The following is a 19,436-nucleotide window of genomic DNA, read 5'->3' on the forward strand; positions in this document are numbered from 1 at the left end:
TAAAACGGCGTCCCGGGGCCGTGTGGGGAAAACCCGGACCAGTCAAGGAGGACCATGTCGGTCAGCCCCGCTTCGTCGCGCGCCGGATGGCATACGTCCCAACCCGCTGGTCCCGGTCGGCCTCCGGGCGGTCAGCGTCGTCCCACCAGCACCGCAGCCCCAGTGCTCACCGTCACGCTCTCCATCCCGCTGGTGAGCGAGGAGTCGTTGACTCCGGCCGCGCGCCGGCTGCTGGAGGCGGCCCGGGAGATGATCGAGCACGGTGAGGGCGTGGTCAACACCGTGGCCCCGGTGGTGCCGGAGCGTCGCAGCGAGGCCGTCCCGGCCGGACGGTCGCCGCGGCATCTCGCCCCGACCATCCCCAGCCTGCACATCCTGGCCTCGTCCCGGTCCGTGCTGCGCGACGAAGAGCCGCTGCCGCTGACCCGCCTGGAATTCGACCTGCTGCTGCACCTGGTGGCGCATCCTCGCCGGGTGTTCACCCGGCTCCAGTTGCTCAACGCGGTCTGGGGCTACGAGCACGCGGGCGTACGCACGGTGGACGTGCACGTACGCCGACTGCGCGGCAAGGTCGGTGTCGACGTCCCCCTGGTCACCACCGTCTACGGCGTCGGTTACCGCCTGGCCGACGACGCCCGGGTCACCCTCGACCGCACCGGCTGACCCGTTTCCGGTGGGCGGCCACCGGCCATCCGGGCACGATGGTCGCCATGCGCGTGCGCCCCATCTCCCCGCAGCGGCTGGTCGCCGAACTCGCCGAGCGTCTCGCTCGCGCCGAGCCGGCGGGGCGGTTACGGGTCGCCGTGGACGGTCCCCCGGCTGCCCGCCCGGACGCGCTGGCCGCTGCCCTGGTCGACCCGCTGCGCGCCCTGAGCCGGCCGGTCCTGCACGTACGCGCCGAGGACTTCCTGCGTCCCGCCTCCGTCCGCCTGGAACGGGGGCGGCGGAATCCGGACGCGTACTACGAAGGCTGGGTCGACGAGGCCGGCCTGCGTCGGGAGGTGCTGGACCCGGCGGGACCGGGCGGAAACGGGCAACTGCTGCCCTCGTTGTGGGACGCCCGGGCGGATCGGGCCACCCGGGCCGCGTACGTCGAGTTGCCCCTGGGGGGTGTGCTCCTGGTCAGCGGCGCGTTCCTGCTCGGCGGCGGCCTGCTCTTCGACCTCACCGTGCACCTGCGGATGTCGGCCGGTGCGTTGCGCCGGCGCACCGCGCCCGACGAAGCGTGGACGTTGCCGGCATTCGCCCGGTACGCCGACGAGGTCGCCCCGGACAGCTTCGCCGATCTGGTGGTCCGGGTGGACGACCCCCGTCGCCCGGCGATCGTGGAATCCGCCGACGGCGCGGTTTGATCCGCCGTCGACGGGGGTATTCGCGGGGCTCACAGCGCCCGGACGAGTCGCGTCTGGGCGGTTTCACCGGGTTGGGGTCGCCCCTTCCCGGGCTGACGAAGAGGCCGAGGAAAGGCAGGCAGCGATGCTCGTCCACGACACGGTCGGCACGGGCCGATCCCAGGCGGAGATCGACCGGATCCGGCTCTCCCTGCAGGCCCGCTACGCCGAACTGTCCGAGGAGTACGAGCAGGCGGTGCAGCAGAGCCAGGTGCTCCGGTTGGTCGAGGTCGGCGACACCGCCGGCGACGACCAGGCCGACAGCGGCACCAAGACGGCCGAACGGGACACCGCGCAGTCCCTGCTACGGACCATTCTCGACCGGCGTGCCCAGTACGAGCACGCGCTGACCCGGCTCGACGAGGGGACCTACGGCTACTGCGAGGGTTGCTCCGCGCCGATCCCGGTGGAGCGGCTGGAGATTTTTCCGTCGGCGACCACCTGCGTGACCTGCAAGCAGACCCGCGAGCGGCGGGCGGCCTGAGCCCCGACGGTTGCCGGTCACCCGGCGCGGGTGAGGACGGCTCACCCCGGTCGTGCCGATGGTGACAGTGCGGTCGGCTTCGCCGACCGTGCCGGCGTCGACCGGGAGGCGACGACCACGCGAGGCGGTGACCACGCGAGGCGGTGACAGCACGGAGGTGGTTGGCGATGACGGTTCGGGTGCTTTCGCACGGGCGACCGGACGGGGTGCTGCGCGTCGTCGGGGCGGCCGACCTGTCGATACGGACGCCGGGTGCCGGGCGGGCCAGCCCGATCAGGCCACGGCGCGGTCCGACGGGCCCGCGGCGGCGCCACGACGACCGACGGTTGGAGACCGACGTACGGGGGTGGACAAATGGCTGAGCAGTTCCAGTCGGCGGTCGAGTCCTCGATGGACAAGACCAACCTGATTCTCAAGGACATCGAGCAGGCGTACGGATGGCCGAAGGCGCAACGCAACCAGTCGTACGCCGCCCTGCGCACCGTGCTGCACCTGCTGCGCGACCGGATGCCGGTGCAGGAGAGCGTGGAGTTCTCGGCCCAGTTGCCGCTGTTGGTGCGGGGCATCTACTTCGACGGCTGGCAGCCGCAGAACGTGCCGATCAAGCTCAACCGGGACGACTTTCTCTACGAGGTCCGCCAGGGCTTCCCGTACGACGTCGACGGCGGCCCGGAGCGGGTGGTCCAGGTGGTGCTGGACACCCTGCGTCGGCACGTCACCCAGGGCGAGTGGGACGACGTGAAGGACAACATGCCTGCTGACCTGGCCCGGGTCATGCCCTGACCGTTCCGGCCCGCCCCGTCCCACGGCGGGGCGGGCCGGCGGCCGACGGGCCTACCAGAGGTCGAAGTGGAACACCTCGAACGAGGTGCCGTAGCGCACGCCCAGCCGGGTGCCGACGGGACGGGCACCGCTCTCCAGGAACTCCTCGGCGTCGAAGCTGCCGTCGCCCAGCCCGGTGAGGTACGCCTCGTGCGCCAGCAGCGACGCCACCCCCTTGGCGAACGTGTCGGTGGTGTCCACGCCGTGTTCCGAGCGGGGCGACGAGGCCGCCCACACCTGTCGTACGCCGTTCCACGGCTCGACGCCGTCGGTCAGCTGTTCCGGGAAGATCCAACGGTTGCCGGCGTCGCGGACGGCGTCCAGGGTGGCCCGGCCCACCGCGATGTGGTCGGCCTGGTTCAGCACGGCCGCCCCGTCCCAGGTGGGCCGGAAGTTGTTGGTGATCACGATCTCGGGCCGGTGTCGGCGGACCGTCGCGGCCAGTTCCCGGCGCAGCGCCACCCCGTACTCCAGGATCCCGTCGGGCAGGCCGAGGAACTCCACGGTGTCCACCCCGACCAGGGCGGCGGAGGCAAGCTGTTCCTGCTCGCGTACCTGCCGAGCCTGCTCCGGCACCATCCCGTCGATGCCCGCCTCGCCGCTGGTGACCAGGCAGTACGTTACCTGTTTGCCCTGCCCCGTCCAGCGGGCGATCGCGGCGGCCGCGCCGAACTCCAGGTCGTCCGGGTGCGCCACGATCGCCAGGGCGCGCTGCCACTCCTCGGTCACCGGCTCCAGTGGTGAGGTCATCGGCACCTCCGTCGATTCACGTCCGCCCATCCTCGCACCTTTCGCCCAGATCCACCGTGCACTGCCTGGCCGAACCGGGCATCCTGTCCAGTTCCGGCGTCTACGGTGAGGTGCAGCGTGGTTAGAGAAGTTCGGGCGCGGGTACCACCCGCGGCACGACGCACCCCACCGAGGTCCGAGGGAGCACGATGCCACTCAACGACGACGACATTCAGAGCAGCAACGGCGGAGGGCTGGAGGGTCCGGCCGACGGGGGCGCGAACCCGGGTCAGCGCGACGGTGGCGCGGACGGTGGTGCCGAGGGTCCGGCCGACGGGGGCGCGAACCCGGGTCAGCGCGACGGTGGCGCGGACGGTGGTGCCGAGGGTCCGGCCGACGGGGGCGCGAACCCCGGCCAGCGCGACGGCGGCGCTGACGGCGCGGCCCGATAGCGGATCAATGACCCAGCTCGACCCGCCGGGCGGCGACGGCCACCCGGCGGTCTCCGCTCGGCACGTTTCGGTCGGCCCCGAACCGCCACCATCCGCCCTGGCGGCGCTGGCGCGCTGCGTCAGCATCGAGCCGGCCAAGTTCGCCGCCGCCCACTGGGGACAGACCCCGCTGCTGTCGCGCGCCGCGGAGCTGCCCAATCCGGCCGGTTTCACGGACCTGCTCAGCCCTGCCGACGCCGACGAGCTGCTGAGCCGGCGCGGTCTGCGTACCCCCTTCCTGCGGGTGGCCCGGGACGGCCAGCTGGTGCCGGCGGCGCGCTTCACCGGCGGCGGCGGTGCCGGCGCCGAGATCGGCGACCAGGTCCTCGACGAGAGGATCCTGGAGTTGTACGCCGGCGGCGCCACCCTCGTCCTGCAGGGCCTGCACCGCACCTGGCCGGCGCTGATCGAGTTCACCCGTGAGCTGAGCCTGGCCGTCGGCCAGCCGATGCAGGTCAACGCATACCTGACGCCGCCCGACAGCCAGGGCTTCGCCACCCACTACGACACCCACGACGTCTTCGTGCTGCAGGTGGACGGGCGCAAGCACTGGCGGATCCACCCGCCGGTGCTGCCCGACCCGCTGGAGCGCCAGCCGTGGGGCGGCCGGGCCGACGAGGTCACGGCCAGCGCGCAGGGCTCGCCCGCCCTGGACGTGGTGCTCGAACCGGGCGACGCGCTCTACCTGCCGCGCGGCTGGCTGCACAGCGCCCAGGCACAGCAGGACAGCTCCCTGCACCTGACCGTCGGCATCCGCGCCCTCACCCGGTACGCGCTGGTGGAGGAGCTGCTCGCGCTGGCCGCGCGGGACCGGCGGCTGCGCGCCACCCTGCCGTTCGGCACCGACCTGGCCGACCCGGACGCCATCGAGCCGGAACTGACCGAGACCGTCGAGGCGCTGCGGGACTGGCTGCTGCGGGTCGATCCGGCGGAGGTGGCGGCCCGGCTGCGACAGCGGGCCTGGTCGGCGTCGCGTCCGGCGCCGATCCGCCCCCTGGCCCAGGCCGCCGCGCTCGCCGCGCTGAACGTGGACAGCCACGTCATCCTCCGCCCCGGCCTACGCTGGCAGCTCACCGGCGACGGCGACCGGATCACCCTGCGCCTGTTCGACCGCGCGTTGACCCTTCCCGCGTACTGCGAGCCCGCGCTGCGCGCCCTGCTCACCGGCGAGGTCGCCCGAGTCGGCGACCTGCCCGGTCTGGACACCGACGCCGACCGTCTCACCCTCACCCGCCGTCTCCTCCGCGAAGCCGTCCTCACCCCCACTCACCCCGCCCCCTGCCCGGTTGATCATGAGGTTAGCGGCAGTAAAGGAGATCAACTTCGCCGCTAACCTCATGATCAACGCAATCGGGTGGGGGTGGGGGTGGGCGGGTCAGGAAGCGAGGAGGAGGGGGAGGGTGGTCAGCAGGCCGGCGATGACGACGATGATCATCGGGCGGGGGCTGAGCACGGCGTGCCGGCGGTCGGCAATCAGGCGCGCCGGAATCAGCCCCAGCACCGGGCCGAGCAGCGTCACCACCAGGGCCAGCACCGGCAGGCCAACGGCCAACTCCCCGTCGGTGCGCGCGGCCAGCGCGCGGGCCCCGGCGCCCAGGGCATACGCCAGCACCGCCCCGGCCACTCCGCAGAGCGCCAGCAGCGGGTTCACGCCGCTCGGCAGCTCGCCCGGCTGGCGGGTGCGGCGCAGCAGATCCCGCGCGGCCTCCAGCAGCGGCTCCGGGTCGCCGGTGGCGTCCGGTCGGGGGGCCGGGGGCGTGCCGGCCCGGCGCCCGCCCCCACCCAGCCGGGAGTTCAGCTCCTGCCACAGCACCGCCACCTCGGCGTCGACCCGCTCCTGCGTCTCGCGGGCCGCGACCAGCTCCCGTTCGGCCCGGTTGACCTCGTCGGCCGACTCGGCCACGGCGCGGTCGGCCGCCGCGCACTGCTGCTCGTGCCAGGCGTACGCCTCCTCCCGCTGCTCGCGCACCCGCGCGGTCAGCTCGGCGAGTCGCCGCAGCTGGGCCGCGTACGTCTGACTGGTCACCGGTTCGTTCATCGTGCCGGTCCGTACGGGATGATGGTCTGCCCGGTGCGGTGCACCGCCCGGTCGAAGAAGAGACCCCGCCACGGGCGGGGGTACCAGTCCGGCCCACTGGTGCCGGGATACAGCGCACCGCTCAGCTCCCCGCCGTGGATGTCCAGGGCCACCCAGGCGCCGATCTGGTCGGTCCGGGCACCCGCGCCACCCAGGTCGGCGCGCATCCGGGCCACCCCTCGCCACCAGGCCAGCACGTGCGTGCGTCGCTCCGGACCGTCGTGCAGGATCCGGCGCAGGTGCTCCAGCCCGCTCGCCCGCCCGACCCGCGCGGCCAGCGCGCCGGCCGCCGCGTCGACGGCGAACAGCAGCAGGTAGTGCGGTGTGCCGGTGGCGCCCGGCCCACCGAGGCCATCGGCTGTCTCGGCCATCAGCTCGGTCACGCTCTCCTCGTCGTACCAGGCGGCGTCGTCGGCGAGTTCCTCGTAGAGCGCGCGGGCCGCCGGGTCGGCGTCCGGGTCCAGGCAGGCGATGGAGAAGCGGGCGCTGCCCGGGCGGTGCTGCCGGGCCAGTGAGCGGGCCGCCGCGTCCAACACCGCGCACGCCTCGTCGACCCGGGTGCCCAGCACGGCCAGGTTGCGCCCCGGGGCCCGGGGCAGCCGCAGCGCCGCCGACCGGGCCTGCACGTCGATGATCTCGCCGAGCAGGGCCACTGGGCCGCGCGGCGTACCGACCTCCGGTGCGCGCAAGGCCCGGAAGTCCGGCGCGTCGGCCAGCCGGGGAATCGCATCGCCGTCGAAGAGTCGGGCCGGCGCCGCCTCGGCCGGGCGCATCCGCCACAACCGGTGCTGCAGCTCGCTCCAGGTCTCCCAGTCGCTGGCCGAGGGGATCCGGGCCACCTGGTTGCCCTCGGACAACCCCGACTCGGCGTTGACCACCGCGTGGAACTTCGGCAGCGACTGGGCGGCGTCGTTGCGTTCGGCGAGAATACGCAGCGCCTTGGGCAGCGCGATCCGCAGGGTGAACTGGGCGACCAGCGCCGGACGGCCCCACAGCGCCTCGATGCCGCGTACGTCCTGCGAGGCCAGCACCAGGTGGATGCCCTGCGACCGGCCCCGACGGGCCAGGTCCTCCAGCAGGTCGGCCGCCTCCCGGGCCACCGCGTCCCGGCCGGCCAGCAGCATCTGGAACTCGTCCACCACCGCCACGATCCGGGGCCACTGCCCGGTCGGATCCACCGCCCGCAGCTCGGCCAGCTTGGTGACCTCGTGCTTCTTCGCGGCGTCGGCTCGGCGGCGCAACTCCTCGGCGAGGAACCGCAGCAGCGCCAGACCGAACTCACGGTCGGTGTTGACGTTGATGCCGACCAGCCGCATGTGCGGCAGCCAGCTCGGATCCCGCCGGCCCTGGGCGAACCGGGCGAAGGACACCCCCTCCTTGAAGTCGAGCAGGTAGAACTCCAGCTCGGCGGGGGAGTAGCGGGCGGCCAGGGCACCGATCCAGGCGAAGATCAGGTTGGTCTTGCCGGTGCCGGAGGGGCCGCCGATCAGCGCGTGCGGCGGGTAGTCACCGAGGGTCAGCAGCACCGGCCGGCCCTGCGGTCCCTCGCCGATCGGCGCGGTCAGGCCGGTCGCCGAATCCTCCCGCCACATCTGCTCGGGCGGGGGCAGCAGGTCGGTGAAGGGGGTCGGGGCCGGTCCGGCGCTGACCACCGAGGCGATCCGGCGGCAGGTCTCGGTGACCAGCGCGGCCGGCGGCGGCGGGTCGAGGCGTACCGGCAGGGTGCCGATGTGGGCGCCGTCGGCGGTGACCATCACCCGGGCCACCGCCGGATCGTCCGGCAGCGGCACGCCACGCACGATCAGGTGTACGCCGCACGCGGCACCGGCGCGGACCACCCGGTCCAGTTGGCCGCGCTCGTGTCGGGACAGCTCGTCCCCACCGAGCAGCACCGCCACCCGCCACGGCTCCGGCCGGCGGCCGGTCGCGGCGGCCAGCTCCCGCAGCGAGGCGTGCTCGCCGGCGAGCACGGTCTCGTTGATCCGACGGATCTGCTCCACCAGGTCGTCCAGCAGCCCTCCCAGGCCGCCCGGCCCGACGAAGGTGAGCAGCCCGGCCGTACCGAGTGGGGCGAAGCCCGCCAGCCCGCCGCCCAGGTGGTCCGGGTCGTAGCCGACCAGCCGTACGCTGCCCGGTGCCGCCCGGCCCAGGCTGCGCAGCAGCAACGCGGACACCACCGCCGCGCAGCCCGCCGGATCACCGTCGAGTGCCACGTGCCCGCCGTCGAGCAGCGCCACCAGCGCCGGCACCGGTTGGTGGTCGTCGCCGGCCTGCGGACCCCGGCGGTCACCCGGTCCGTTCAGCCGCAGCGTGCCGATCCGCGCGGCACCCGGCGGTTCGGCCCGCTCGGCCGGAGTGGATTGCCACGCCGACCAGTTCGTCGAACCGGCACCGGGCGCTTCCCGGGCCGCGGCCTCGGCAGCCCGCCGTGCCAGTTCCGTCAGGCCCGACGAATGCCGGCTCTCGATCTCGGCCAACCGCCGGTCGCGTTCGGCGCCGACCCGCTCCGGTACGCCGGCGGCGGCCCGGCGTACGCGTACCGCCCGCTCGCGCGCGGTGGCCAGGGCGGTCTGCGCCACGGCCGACCGGGTGCGGGACGCGCCGAGTGCCTCGGCGAGCAGTTCCCGGACCCGGCCGACCAACTGGTTACGCCGGTCAGCCATCGATCCCGCGCCCCGGCCGGCCGGTGCTCCCGGTGCGAGGCGCGGGCCTCGAGCCGCCAGCGGTGCTCGGCGCCGGCCGCGAGCCGCCGGTGGTGCCGGGCGCGGTGCCGCCGGTGGTGTTAACAGGGGGCCCCTTTACCACGTCAGGCGTTAACAGGGGGCCCTTCCTTTCGTCGTCATCGGGCAGGTCGCGGCCGAGGCGGTCGAGCAGGACGCCGGCGAGGACTCCGGCGGTGACCGCCGGGTCGGCGGCGTGTGGCTGCTCGCCACCGTCGCGGCGCGGCGGGGGCATCCGGCAGACCCGGGTCAGCAGGGTGTCCAGCACCGGTGCGGGCAGGCCGGGCAGCAGGTCGCGCACCCGGCCGTCCAGCTCGCGGTGCAACCGGGCCAGGTCGTCGCCGCGCGGCGGATGTCCGAGCAGCTCCCCGGCGAGGTCGCGCAGCAGTGGCGGGGCCACCGCGGCCAGCCCCATGCCGACATCGGCGTGCGCCCCGCGCAGCTCCCGGTGCAGCCGGTCACGGTCGCCGGCGCGCACGCCGCGCACCACCCGGCGCAGCAGTTCGCGGGAGTCGGCGATCCGCTCGTCGGGCTCCTCCGGAGGGCCTTCGCGCCCCCCGGTCAGCTCCGCCACCCGCACCGACCACCAGCGGCGCAACCGCACCTCGCCGGGGGACTCCGGTGCCACCGCCACCGGCTCGTCGCCCCGGGGCGCGTCGTGCGCGGGTCGGCGTTCCTGCCGACCCGTGGGCGGCGGCGCGCCGTCGGGGGCCAGCCCGATCGCGGCCAGGTACGCGCTCAGCTGCTCCTGGGCCACCCGCAGCGCGTACCCGGCGGTCTCGGCGTGTTCGGTGGCGGCGGAGAGCTCCGGCACGCCCATCGGGTTGGCCGACTCCTGGCGTACCCAGCGCAGCCGCTCGGTGGCCAGGCCGAACTTCTCCAGCGCCTGCCCGAGCAGACCGAGCGGCAGTTCCTCGGCGGTGGCACGGACCTGTGCGCCGACATCCTCGACGATGGACACGCCCGCCCCTACAGCGTCGCGACGTACTGCTGAGCCTGCTCGATCGCGACGAGTGTCGCGGCGAGGCACTCCTCAAGCTCCTGGCCGGCCTGGGTCAACGACGCCTGGGCCGCCTCCACGGTGGCGTGGCCGCTGCCCTCCAGCGCGCCGGCGAGGGTCTGCTGTGCCTCGGCCAGCTTCTCGCCGGCGGCCTGCACGGCGCTCTGGCCGTCACCGATCTGCTGAAGTGCGACATCGATGGCTGCCTTGAGCTCGGCGACGCTCGCCACGCGGAACCTCCTGGGGGCCGGGAGGACTCCATTAGAGCCTATGCGGTCGGGAAAGGACACGTGCCCTGTCAGTGTTCCCGCCCTGCTGACCGGTTGTCGACCGCCCGCGCCGTGAGTCCGGTTCGCGGGACCCGGGTGCGGCGACTCACCCAGCGCCACCGCGTGGTTCCCGACCGCCCGGCGGACGCGTTCATCCCGCGCCGCGCGCCCGACCCCCCGGCCGTCCTGATGGACGCGTTCGCCAAGCGTCGCCGCGCAGCCAGCGCGGCCCGTACACCTCGGCGCCGAGCGCGGTGACCCGGTCGCGCAGCGCGCGGTCGGCGGTGACCACCAGCCGGCGCCGGTCACCGGCGGCGGCGACCAGGTCGACCATGGTGTCGTCGCCGGAACCCGGTGCGGCCACCACCCGCACCCCGTCGATCCCGGGCACCTGCCGGGCGGCGCCCTCGACCACCAGCACCACCTCGACCGGCGGCGGCAGCTCCGGCGGGACCCCGTGCCCGCTCAGCGGCGCGAGGGTGTCCCGCAGCCGGGCGGTGGCCCCGGCCCGGTCGCGCCACCAGCCGTCCGGGCGGGACCCGACCACGTTGGCGGCGTCGACGATGAGCAGCGGAGTCTGGTTCATCCGCCCACCCTGCCACCCCGCCGGGCAACCCGCCCGCCGGCCGCGCCGGCGGTGCGGAGCGGTGGCGTTTGTCCGGCCGGGGGCGGGGTAGCCCGTGCCGACCGTCTCGCGCCGAACCGCGGAGGACAGAGATGATTGGACCCGGCGACTTCGGCTCGGACCCGTGGGACGAGTTCCTGGCCCGGTACTTCGGTCGGGGCGAGGGCGGGCGCCGGCCCGCGCACCGGGTCGACATCACCCGGCTGATGACCGCCGATGCCCGGGAGATGCTGGCCGACGCGGCGCGGCGGGCGGCCCAGAAGCACAGCAACGACCTGGACACCGACCACCTGCTCTGGGCGGCGTTGCAGCGCGAGCCGCTGCGTGACCTGCTACGCCGGGCGGGCGCGGACCCGGACACCCTGCTCAACGCGCTCGGTGGGCGGGGGGACGGGGCACCGCAGGGCGAGGTCCCGCCGAACCTGTCACTGACCCCGGCGGCCAAGCGGGCGTTGCTCGACGCCCACCAGTTGTCCCGGGCGATGGGGGCGAACTACATCGGCCCAGAACACATCCTGATGGCGCTGCCGCTCAACCCCGAGTCGCCGGCCGGTCGGATGCTCGCCGCCGGTCGGATCCAGCCCGAGGCGTTGCAGGCCGCCAACGCCGAGCGCGGTCCGATGGGCGGCCCCCGGCCGGACCGGGGCACCCCCACCCTCGACCAGTACGGCCAGGACCTCACCGAACTGGCCCGCAACGACCAGATCGACCCGGTGATCGGGCGCGCCGACGAGATCGAGCAGGCGGTGGAGATCCTCTCCCGGCGTACCAAGAACAATCCGGTGCTGATCGGCGAGGCCGGCGTCGGCAAGACCGCCATCGTCGAGGGCCTGGCCGAGCGGATCTGCGACGGTGACGTACCGCAGACCCTGCTCGGCAAGCGGGTGGTGCAGCTCGACCTGGCCGGGCTGGTCGCCGGCACCCGCTACCGGGGTGACTTCGAGGAGCGGCTGAAGAAGGTGATCGACGAGATCCGGGCGCACCGGGAGGAGCTGATCGTCTTCCTGGACGAGATCCATACCCTGGTCGGCGCGGGCGGCGCGGGCAGCGAGGGCGGGATGGACGCGTCCAACATGCTCAAGCCGGCGCTGGCCCGCGGCGAGTTGCGGGTGATCGGCGCGACCACGCTCGACGAGTACCGCCGCAGCATCGAGAAGGACGCCGCGCTGGCCCGGCGGTTCCAGTCGGTGTTCGTGCCCGAGCCCACCGTCGAGGACACCGTGGCCATCCTGCGCGGCCTGCGGGACCGCTACGAGGCACACCACCAGGTGCGGTTCACCGACGAGGCGCTGGTCGCCGCCACCGAACTCGCCGACCGGTACATCACCGACCGCTACCTGCCGGACAAGGCGATCGACCTGATCGACCAGGCCGGCGCCCGGGTCCGGCTGCGCACCCGCACCCCCGCCGCCGACGTGCGCGACCTGGAGCAGCAGCTCGATGAGGTACGCCGGGACAAGGAGCAGGCGGTCGCCGACGAGCAGTACGAACGCGCCTCCACGCTGCGCGACCGGGTTTCCGAACTGGAGGAACAGGTACGCCGGGCGCGCGGCGAGGAGGGCGGCGCCACCCAGGTGCCCGAGGTGGGGCCGGACGAGATCGCCGAGGTGGTCGCCAGGGCCACCGGCATTCCGGCCAGCCAGCTCACCGAGGAGGAGCGGGACCGGCTGCTGCGCCTGGAGGGCCAGCTGCACGAGAAGGTGGTCGGGCAGGACGAGGCGGTCACCTCGGTGGCCGAGGCGGTACGCCGCTCCCGCACCGGGCTGGCCGACCCGAACCGCCCGATGGGCAGCTTCCTGTTCCTCGGCCCCACCGGTGTCGGCAAGACCGAGCTGGCCCGGGCCCTGGCGGAGGCGCTCTTCGGCGAGGCCGACCGGATGGTCCGGGTGGACATGAGCGAGTTCCAGGAACGGCACACGGTCAGTCGGCTGGTCGGCGCGCCCCCGGGCTACGTCGGGTACGAGGAGGCGGGCGAGCTCACCGAGGCGGTGCGCCGCCGCCCGTACGCGGTGGTCCTGCTGGACGAGATCGAGAAGGCGCACCCCGACGTGTTCAACATCCTGTTGCAGGTGCTCGACGACGGGCGGCTCACCGACAGCCAGGGCCGGACGGTCAACTTCAAGAACACCGTACTGATCATGACGAGCAACCTCGGTTCGGAGCTGATCACCGGTAGCCAACGGGCGGTCGGCTTCGGCGCCGGTGAGCCGGGCGGCGGGCAGGAGAGCGACGAGCTGCGGGATCGGCTGATGCGCCGGCTGCAGGAGAACTTCCGCCCGGAGTTCCTCAACCGCATCGACGAGGTGATCATTTTCCGTCGGCTGGAGGCCGCGCAGCTGCGGCAGATCACCGAGCTGCTGCTGGAGGAGACCCGCCGCCGGCTGCACGCCCAGGACATCGAGGTGGAGTTCACCACCGCCGGGATCGACTGGATCGCCGAGAACGGCTACCAGCCGGAGTACGGTGCCCGGCCGCTGCGCCGGACCATCCAGCGGGAGGTGGACAACCACCTCTCCCGGATGCTGCTGGAACAGCAGCTCTCACCGGGCCAACGGGTCACCGTCGACGGCCGGGACGGGCGGCTCACCTTCGACGTGACGGCCGGCGAGCGCGGCTACACGGCGGCTGCGACCTCGCATCCCCGCTGACCGGGAGGGTACCGATGACCGAACCGGAACAAAACCGGGACGAGGACGACGACCGTAGCGAGCCGATCCTGGCCCCGCCGACGGCGAACCCCCGCCGGGTGCAGGTGCCGGAGGAGGGCCTGGACGGGCAGACCCACCAGGGGCACCCGGAGACCCCCGAGCCGCCGTCGAACAAGGAGGAGTGATGGTACGCGAGAAGCGACTCGACCCCGAGGTGGAGGTGCTCTGGGAGGACTTTCACGCCGAGGTCAACGTGCCGTCCGAGCAGCTGCGGCAGTGGCTGCTGACCCGGGGCTCCGGCGAGGAGGCGTTCGGCCCGAACCCGGACCTCAACCTGCCGGAGCCGGGCCGGCAGATCCTCGCCGTGCTGCGCAAGCGCAAGGTCGACCTGACCCCCGAGGACATCGAGGTGATGCGGGACGCGATCGAGCAGATCCGCACACTCACGGCCGCCCGTCCCCAACGAGGCAACGCCGACGACGAATGGCGCCACTCCCTCCTGGACCTGGGCCACGACCCCCTAGCCGAACGCTAACCACCCACCCACCCCACCCCACCACCCCACCCACCCGTACTCCGCGATCTTGCACTTTTGGTCGCACCATATGGGGCATACCCCCCATATCGGCGACCAAAAGTGCAAGATCGGCGAGGAGGGGCTACTCGGAGCCCAGGCTGGGGATGAGCAGGCCGGCGGTGGTGGCGGCGGCTTGACGGTCGGCGCGGGTCTGCTCCTCGCGGGTGATCAGGTTGGCGTACTCGGTCAGGTCGGCCGGGTCGGGTACCTCCGGCAGCCGGCGCAGGAAGGCTTCCACCTCCCGGACGGCGGTGGTGTGCCGGGCGGCCGCCTCGCGCAGCACCTCGCGGTCGTCGGCAGCGGGATAGAGGTCGGTCATGCCCGCCACATACCCGCCGTCAGCCGGTTCGCACCCCGCGTTCGACGACCGCGGCCAACGGCCGGCGCAGCCCGAACGCCGGGTTGCGCAGCAGCCAGGCCAGATACGCCGGGTGCGGCGCGAGAGCGTCGGTGTACGCGCTGAGCGCCGTCTCCAGCACCAGGTCGGCCATCCGGGCGGCGGGGGATTCCGGGTGCCAGCCCAGCATCAGCCGCCAGCGCAGCGGCGTGCCGGCCAGCCGGCGGGTCACCAGGCCGGCCACCGGCCGGAAGGTGGCCTGGCACAACGCCACCGCCGCGCCGGCGTCCACCAGGTCGAAGCAGCCGCGTACGTCGGCCTCGTACACCTTGCGGGGGGTGAAACCGGCCCGTGCGCAGGCGGCGGCGAAACAGTCGCCGAAGCAGCCGTCGCCGGGTGCCGCCACCCACTGCTCGTGTCGCAGGTCGGCCAGGGCCACCTCCTCGTGCGCGGCCAGCGGATGGGTCTCCGGCAGCAGCACCATGACCGGGTCGACGGCCACCTCCCGCCAGCTCAGCCCGTAGTCCGCCGACGGGATGGAGTCGCCGCAGACGCCGGTCAACGCGTAGTCCAGACGTGCACCGGCGACCAGTTGGGCCAGCTCGTCGACGGACCAGGAGGCGTGCGTGGTGATCTGCGCCTGCGGCTGCTCGGCGGCGAGCCGGTGCACCAGCCGACCCAGGATCGGGCTGTTCACCCCGCCGAACCGGTAGCGGCGGGGCGCGTCGCCCCCGCCGGCCAGCCGGGCCGCCTCGTCCTGGAGGCCCTTCATCGCCGGCAGCAGCACCCGGGCCCGGGCGAGCACCAGCTCACCGAGGGCGGTGGGCCGGGCACCCCGGCGGTCCCGTTCGAACAGCGGCCCGCCCAGGGTCCGTTCGATGCGCTGGAGCTGGGCGGTCAGCGCCGGCTGGGCCAGGCCGAGCGTCGAGGCCGCCTTGGTCACGCTGCCCGTCTCCGCGATGGCGCAGACCACCCGCAGGTGGCGCAACTCCAGATTCATAGCGTGACGGTAGGGCGACACCGCGATCCACGGAAGGGCCCGTACGGATCAACGAGCATGAAAGTGCCGCAGGTCGCTCAGTGGGGCGGCGGCTCGCTCAGGTTGCGGAGCTCACTCAGTTGCGTACGCCGTCCGGTGACCGCGTCGCGGAACTTGTCGACCAGCGCCACCGCCGGCTCGACGATCCGGTTCCAGGGCGGGGTGTGCGGCACGCCCGGGTGCGGGCGGGTCGGCGCGGCCTCCTCGGCGATCTCCAGCCGATTGCCGAGCCGGATCAACTCCTCCTCGGTGGCGCTGGCGCAGAGCCGCGCCACCAGCGCGTCGACCGCCGTCACGTGCGCCTCGACCAGCTGGGCCACCATGGCGAGACGGTCGTCGGTGAGCCCGCGCAGCGCCATGAGCAGGGCGGCGTCACCGGCCAGCACCTCACCGACCGGCCCGTCGGCGTCGGGGAGGGCCTGGCGGACGGCGGGTAGGAGGTACTGCTCCTCGGCGGACAGGTGCCGGGACAGCGCGGCGACGAGGATCTCCCGGCCGTGTGCCGGGTCCGGGCCCGGCGCGACCAGCCGCCGGGTCAGCGCCAGCAGTTGCCGGTGCTCCTCGGCGATGGTGTCGGCGATGCTGTGCCCGGCGGGCTGGTAGCCGTCGCCGGGCGTGGGGGGCAGCGGCGGCAGGTGGACGGACACGGTCCCTCCTCGGCTGGCGGGCGGAGCGCCCGATGATATGGCACCTGGACGCGCGCGCAGTACCCGCACCGCCCCGCGCCGAAACGGTGAGCTGGTATGAAGGGGCGATGACGAGCGACGCCCACCCCGCCCTTCCCGCGCCGACCGACGAGGTCGTCGAGCTCTGCCGGGACCTGCTGCGCATCGACACCACGAACACCGGCGACAACTTCACCAGCGCGGGCGAACGTCGCGCCGCGGAGTACGTCGCGGAGAAGCTGGCCGAGGTCGGGATCGAGCCGGTGATCCACGAGTCCGCCCCGGGGCGGGCCAACGTGGTCGCCCGGATCCCCGGCACCGAGCCGAGCCGGGGGGCGCTGCTCGTGCACGGTCACCTGGACGTAGTGCCGGCCGACCCCGACGAGTGGTCGGTGCACCCCTTCTCCGGTGAGCTGCGCGACGGCTACCTGTGGGGCCGGGGCGCCATCGACATGAAGGACTTCGACGCGATGGTCCTCGCGGTGGTCCGGCACTGGCAGCGCACCGGCGTCCGCCCGCCGCGTGACATCGTGCTGGCGTTCACCGCGGACGAGGAGGCGGGCAGCGAGTACGGCGCCCACTTCCTCGCCACCCGGCACCGGGAGCTCTTCGACGGCTGCACCGAGGGCATCGGCGAGGTGGGCGGCTTCTCGTACACGGTGGACGAGTCCCGGCGGCTCTACCTGATCGAGACCGCGCAGAAGGGCATCGACTGGCTGCGGCTGCACGCCAGGGGCCGGCCCGGGCACGGCTCGATGGTGCACGAGGACAACGCGGTGACCGCGCTGGCCGAGGCGGTGGCCCGCATCGGCGCGCACCGATTCCCGGTGGTGGTCACCGACACCGTACGCGCCTTCCTGGAGGAGGTCGCCGAGGTGCTCGACATCGAGCTGGACCCGGAGGACCCGGAGACCGCGATCGCCAAGCTCGGCCCGATCGCCAACATCATCGGCGCCACCATCCGCAACACCGCCAACCCGACCCGGCTCGCCGCCGGCTACAAGGACAACGTGATCCCCGGCCGGGCCAGCGCCACCATCGACTGCCGCAGCCTGCCCGGGCAGTCGGAGCTGCTGGAGCGGCAGTTGCGCGAGCTGGTCGGCCCGGACATCGCGATCGAGTACATCCAGCGGCAGCCGGCGCTGGAGACCACCTTCGACGGCGACCTGGTCGCGGCGATGTCGGCCGCGCTGCGGGCCGAGGATCCGGGGGCCCGGCCGGTGCCGTACATGCTCTCCGGCGGCACCGACGCCAAGGCCTTCTCGCAGCTGGGCATCCGCTGCTTCGGGTTCGCGCCGCTGCGTCTGCCGGCCGACCTGAACTTCTCGGCGTTGTTCCACGGCATCGACGAGCGGGTTCCGGTGGACGGACTACAGTTCGGCGTGCGGGTTCTCGACCGGTTCCTGCGTACCTGCTGACCCGCGCCCGGTTCGGGCGCGGCACCTCGCAACGTGAAAGGGACGCCTCATATGACCGACCAGCACGGTGAGCTGGACGCCGCACTCGAGCGCGTGATCGAAGCGGCCCGTCACCACCTGGCGGCGGTCCGCGCCGCCGCCGGCCGGATCGACGACGACGACGTCTGGCGCGCGTACGTCGCGTTGAACAACGCGTCGTTCGCGTACGACGAGCAACTCATGGACGCCTTCGGCGAGGTCACCCCGTGGGACGTCGAGTCGATCGACCCGGACGAGGCCGACCAGCGGTTCGGTGGTGGCGAGGGAGGCGAGCCCGACGACCCGCACTCCCGGGTGATCTCGGTGCGCCAGCGGCGCGACTACCGGGTACCGAGCGTCTCGGCGCTGATCCGCGTCGCCGACGCGGCCCGGCGGGAGGGACTGCCGGCCGACGAGGAGGTGCCGCCGGTCGAGGGCGTCGGTGAGGCGGTGCTGGAGCTGCTGCAGAGCGGCGACGGCTCACTCGGTGCGCTCGACGTGCCGGAGTTGGAGCCACTCGACGGCGTGGTGATGGTCAGCGAGGTCGCCACCCCGGTCGACCTGGAGTCCTTCGACGACGACGACGCGGCGGGCCCGTTCCGGCCCGCGGCCGACGACCGCCTGGTCGGCCGGCTCGACGAGCACCCGTTCGCGGAGTTCGACGACGAGCACGACCACGTGCACTGAGTCCGCGCCGTCGAGCTGACGGCGTGGCCGGAGCACCGGAGGCGGCCGGGATCGGGGGACCGGTCCCGGCCGCCGACTCAGTACGACAGGCCGGGCTGCGGCGTGTTGATTCGGCGGCGGCGCAACATTACCTGGCGCGTGCCGTCCCGGAACAGTCGTACCCGAGCCAACTCCCACCCGGAGAACTCGGCCTGGATCGCCAGCTGCGCCGCAGCGGTCAACCGGTCGACATTCGGCGGCAACCGCAGCGGCGCGTACTCGTAGTCCATGGCCCCTATGCTGCCCAGCCGTACCCCCGAACGCCACTCTCGGCCGGGTGACCCACGCCGCCGGCCGCCCGGCGTCGCGTCTCGGGGGCCGGCCGCTCACCCGTCGCGTTCGGGGTAGCCGACCTCCAGCGCCGAGACGTCGTCCAGCGCCGTGGTGATCTCCTCGGGCAGCCGCATCCGCTCCACCTGAAGCGCGCCGAGCAGTTGCCCGGCCGTACGCGCGCCGAGGATCGGCGCGGTCACTCCGGGCCGGTCCCGGATCCAGGCCAGCGCCACCTCCAGCGGGGACACCCCGAGCCCGCTCGCGGCGGTGGCCACCGCCTCGACGATGCTGGAGCAGCGCGGCTCCAGGTAGGTGGCGACGAACCGTTCGAAGTGCGGCGACACCGCCCGGGAGTCCGCCGGCCGCCCGTGCCGGTACTTGCCGGTGAGCACCCCGCGACCCAGCGGCGACCAGGGCAGCACCCCCAGGCCGAGCGCCTCGCAGGCCGGCAGCACCTCCCGCTCCACGCCCCGCTCCAACAGCGAATACTCCACCTGGGCGGCGACCACCGGCGTCCGCCCCGGCCAGGCCGTCTGCCAGGCCGCCGCCTGGGCGGTCTGCCAGCCGGAGAAGTTGGACACGCCGATGTAGCGCACCCGTCCGCTGGCCACCGCGTGGTCCAGCGCTGCGAGGGTCTCCTCCAGCGGGGTCTGCGGGTCGTAGCAGTGCACCTGGAAGAGATCCACATGGTCGGTGCCCAACCGGCGCAGCGAGGCGTCCAGGGTACGCAGCAGATGCCCCCGGGAGTTGTCCCGCCGCCGCTCCCCGCCGGGGCGCAACCCCGCCTTGGTCGCGATGAGCAGTTCCTCGCGGGGCACCAGGGTGCCCAGCAGGGAGCCGATCACCGACTCGGCGTCGCCGTCGCCGTACACGTCGGCGGTGTCGATCAGGTTGCCACCCGCGTCGAGGAAACTCTTCAGTTGCGCCGCCGCGTCGTCGGCGTCGGTGTCCCGACCCCAGGTCATCGTGCCGAGCGCGAGCCGGGAAACCGCCAGCCCGCTTCGGCCGAGCGGTCGCTGCTGCATGGGTGAACCTTATTTCGTACCAGGCCAAACCGACATCCTCGCTCCTGTCGAGTCTGCCCACGACGCGAGGGTGAGCCGGTGATCGTCCCTACCGCCGGCATT

At 73.6% G+C, this 19,436-nt stretch carries 21 protein-coding genes and 1 pseudogene; 11 read left to right on the top strand and 11 right to left on the bottom strand.

Features of this window, described 5'->3' with window-relative positions; genetic code table 11:
- Positions 1–54 precede the first annotated feature (54 nt).
- From IEY61_RS13340 to IEY61_RS13355, 4 genes are all read left to right on the top strand, one after another.
- Positions 55–663, top strand: a complete 609-nt coding sequence (locus IEY61_RS13340; RefSeq protein WP_189044030.1) for a winged helix-turn-helix domain-containing protein — start codon at positions 55–57, stop codon at positions 661–663.
- 47 nt (positions 664–710) lie between these two features.
- Entirely contained in the window at positions 711–1,352 is a 642-nt protein-coding gene (locus IEY61_RS13345) for a nucleoside/nucleotide kinase family protein (RefSeq protein WP_189044031.1), read from the top strand.
- 124 nt (positions 1,353–1,476) lie between these two features.
- Positions 1,477–1,875 carry a TraR/DksA family transcriptional regulator gene (locus tag IEY61_RS13350; RefSeq protein WP_189044032.1) on the top strand — a complete coding sequence of 133 codons (399 nt, stop codon included), beginning with the start codon at positions 1,477–1,479 and terminating at the stop codon, positions 1,873–1,875.
- Positions 1,876–2,229: 354 nt separating this feature from the next.
- Positions 2,230–2,658, top strand: a complete 429-nt coding sequence (locus IEY61_RS13355; RefSeq protein ID WP_189044033.1) for a DUF2267 domain-containing protein — start codon at positions 2,230–2,232, stop codon at positions 2,656–2,658.
- A 51-nt stretch (positions 2,659–2,709) separates the two neighbouring features.
- Here IEY61_RS13355 and IEY61_RS13360 read toward each other — a convergent pair whose 3' ends face one another.
- Positions 2,710–3,477 (bottom strand): PIG-L deacetylase family protein, encoded by a 768-nt coding sequence (locus tag IEY61_RS13360; RefSeq protein WP_229705873.1) that lies wholly within the window; start codon positions 3,475–3,477, stop codon positions 2,710–2,712.
- Between the two features lie 158 nt (positions 3,478–3,635).
- On the opposite strand from IEY61_RS13360, the pseudogene IEY61_RS13365 reads away from it, so the two are divergent.
- Positions 3,636–3,872: pseudogene (locus IEY61_RS13365) on the top strand (hypothetical protein); the annotation flags it as partial.
- Between the two features lie 13 nt (positions 3,873–3,885).
- Positions 3,886–5,250: a cupin domain-containing protein gene (locus tag IEY61_RS13370; RefSeq protein WP_189044035.1), complete on the top strand. Its 1,365-nt coding sequence runs from the start codon at positions 3,886–3,888 to the stop codon at positions 5,248–5,250.
- Between the two features lie 42 nt (positions 5,251–5,292).
- Here the strand turns inward: IEY61_RS13370 and IEY61_RS13375 are convergent, their stop codons facing one another.
- The 5 genes from IEY61_RS13375 to IEY61_RS13395 all read right to left on the bottom strand — a co-directional run bounded on the left by IEY61_RS13375 (position 5,293) and on the right by IEY61_RS13395 (position 10,569).
- Positions 5,293–5,955, bottom strand: a complete 663-nt coding sequence (locus tag IEY61_RS13375; RefSeq protein WP_189044037.1) for a hypothetical protein — start codon at positions 5,953–5,955, stop codon at positions 5,293–5,295.
- On the bottom strand, positions 5,952–8,657 hold the full coding sequence (locus IEY61_RS13380) for an FtsK/SpoIIIE domain-containing protein (RefSeq protein WP_189044039.1): 2,706 nt from the start codon (positions 8,655–8,657) through the stop codon (positions 5,952–5,954). Before IEY61_RS13380 ends, IEY61_RS13375 begins: the two co-directional genes overlap by 4 nt.
- Positions 8,650–9,675: a hypothetical protein gene (locus IEY61_RS13385; RefSeq protein WP_229705874.1), complete on the bottom strand. Its 1,026-nt coding sequence runs from the start codon at positions 9,673–9,675 to the stop codon at positions 8,650–8,652. The genes IEY61_RS13380 and IEY61_RS13385 overlap by 8 nt, the downstream gene beginning before the upstream one ends.
- 8 nt (positions 9,676–9,683) lie before the next feature.
- On the bottom strand, positions 9,684–9,944 hold the full coding sequence (locus tag IEY61_RS13390; RefSeq protein ID WP_189044040.1) for a hypothetical protein: 261 nt from the start codon (positions 9,942–9,944) through the stop codon (positions 9,684–9,686).
- A 190-nt stretch (positions 9,945–10,134) separates the two neighbouring features.
- A complete protein-coding gene (locus tag IEY61_RS13395) occupies positions 10,135–10,569 on the bottom strand; it encodes a PIN domain-containing protein (RefSeq protein ID WP_189044043.1) in 435 nt (144 codons plus the stop codon).
- 131 nt (positions 10,570–10,700) lie between these two features.
- Between IEY61_RS13395 and IEY61_RS13400 the strand changes: the two genes are divergently transcribed.
- From IEY61_RS13400 to IEY61_RS13410, 3 genes are read left to right on the top strand one after another with little or no spacing between them, the layout of a single operon-like run.
- A complete protein-coding gene (locus IEY61_RS13400) occupies positions 10,701–13,256 on the top strand; it encodes an ATP-dependent Clp protease ATP-binding subunit (protein ID WP_189044045.1) in 2,556 nt (851 codons plus the stop codon).
- Between the two features lie 14 nt (positions 13,257–13,270).
- Positions 13,271–13,441 (top strand): hypothetical protein, encoded by a 171-nt coding sequence (locus IEY61_RS13405; RefSeq protein WP_189044047.1) that lies wholly within the window; start codon positions 13,271–13,273, stop codon positions 13,439–13,441.
- Positions 13,441–13,791, top strand: coding sequence for a DUF3140 domain-containing protein (locus IEY61_RS13410; RefSeq protein ID WP_189044049.1), 351 nt, complete (start codon positions 13,441–13,443; stop codon positions 13,789–13,791). Before IEY61_RS13405 ends, IEY61_RS13410 begins: the two co-directional genes overlap by 1 nt.
- 124 nt (positions 13,792–13,915) lie before the next feature.
- Here IEY61_RS13410 and IEY61_RS13415 read toward each other — a convergent pair whose 3' ends face one another.
- The 3 genes from IEY61_RS13415 to IEY61_RS13425 form a co-directional block, all read right to left on the bottom strand.
- Positions 13,916–14,152, bottom strand: coding sequence for a hypothetical protein (locus IEY61_RS13415; RefSeq protein WP_189044051.1), 237 nt, complete (start codon positions 14,150–14,152; stop codon positions 13,916–13,918).
- 19 nt (positions 14,153–14,171) lie between these two features.
- Positions 14,172–15,170, bottom strand: a complete 999-nt coding sequence (locus tag IEY61_RS13420) for a LysR family transcriptional regulator (RefSeq protein ID WP_189044053.1) — start codon at positions 15,168–15,170, stop codon at positions 14,172–14,174.
- Positions 15,171–15,247: 77 nt separating this feature from the next.
- Positions 15,248–15,856 (bottom strand): hemerythrin domain-containing protein, encoded by a 609-nt coding sequence (locus IEY61_RS13425; RefSeq protein ID WP_189044055.1) that lies wholly within the window; start codon positions 15,854–15,856, stop codon positions 15,248–15,250.
- Between the two features lie 107 nt (positions 15,857–15,963).
- Here IEY61_RS13425 and IEY61_RS13430 point away from each other — a divergent pair, with 107 nt between their 5' ends.
- Both IEY61_RS13430 and IEY61_RS13435 read left to right on the top strand, forming a co-directional pair.
- Positions 15,964–17,292 (top strand): M20/M25/M40 family metallo-hydrolase, encoded by a 1,329-nt coding sequence (locus tag IEY61_RS13430; RefSeq protein WP_189044057.1) that lies wholly within the window; start codon positions 15,964–15,966, stop codon positions 17,290–17,292.
- 51 nt (positions 17,293–17,343) lie between these two features.
- Positions 17,344–17,997, top strand: coding sequence for a hypothetical protein (locus tag IEY61_RS13435; RefSeq protein ID WP_189044059.1), 654 nt, complete (start codon positions 17,344–17,346; stop codon positions 17,995–17,997).
- A gap of 77 nt (positions 17,998–18,074) precedes the next feature.
- On the opposite strand, the gene IEY61_RS13440 is transcribed toward IEY61_RS13435, so the two are convergent.
- Entirely contained in the window at positions 18,075–18,266 is a 192-nt protein-coding gene (locus tag IEY61_RS13440) for a DUF5703 family protein (RefSeq protein ID WP_189044061.1), read from the bottom strand.
- A gap of 96 nt (positions 18,267–18,362) precedes the next feature.
- A complete protein-coding gene (locus IEY61_RS13445; protein WP_189044063.1) occupies positions 18,363–19,334 on the bottom strand; it encodes an aldo/keto reductase in 972 nt (323 codons plus the stop codon).
- Positions 19,335–19,436 lie beyond the last annotated feature (102 nt).

This window comes from Micromonospora sonchi, assembly GCF_014646235.1.
Taxonomy (GTDB): domain Bacteria; phylum Actinomycetota; class Actinomycetes; order Mycobacteriales; family Micromonosporaceae; genus Micromonospora; species Micromonospora sonchi.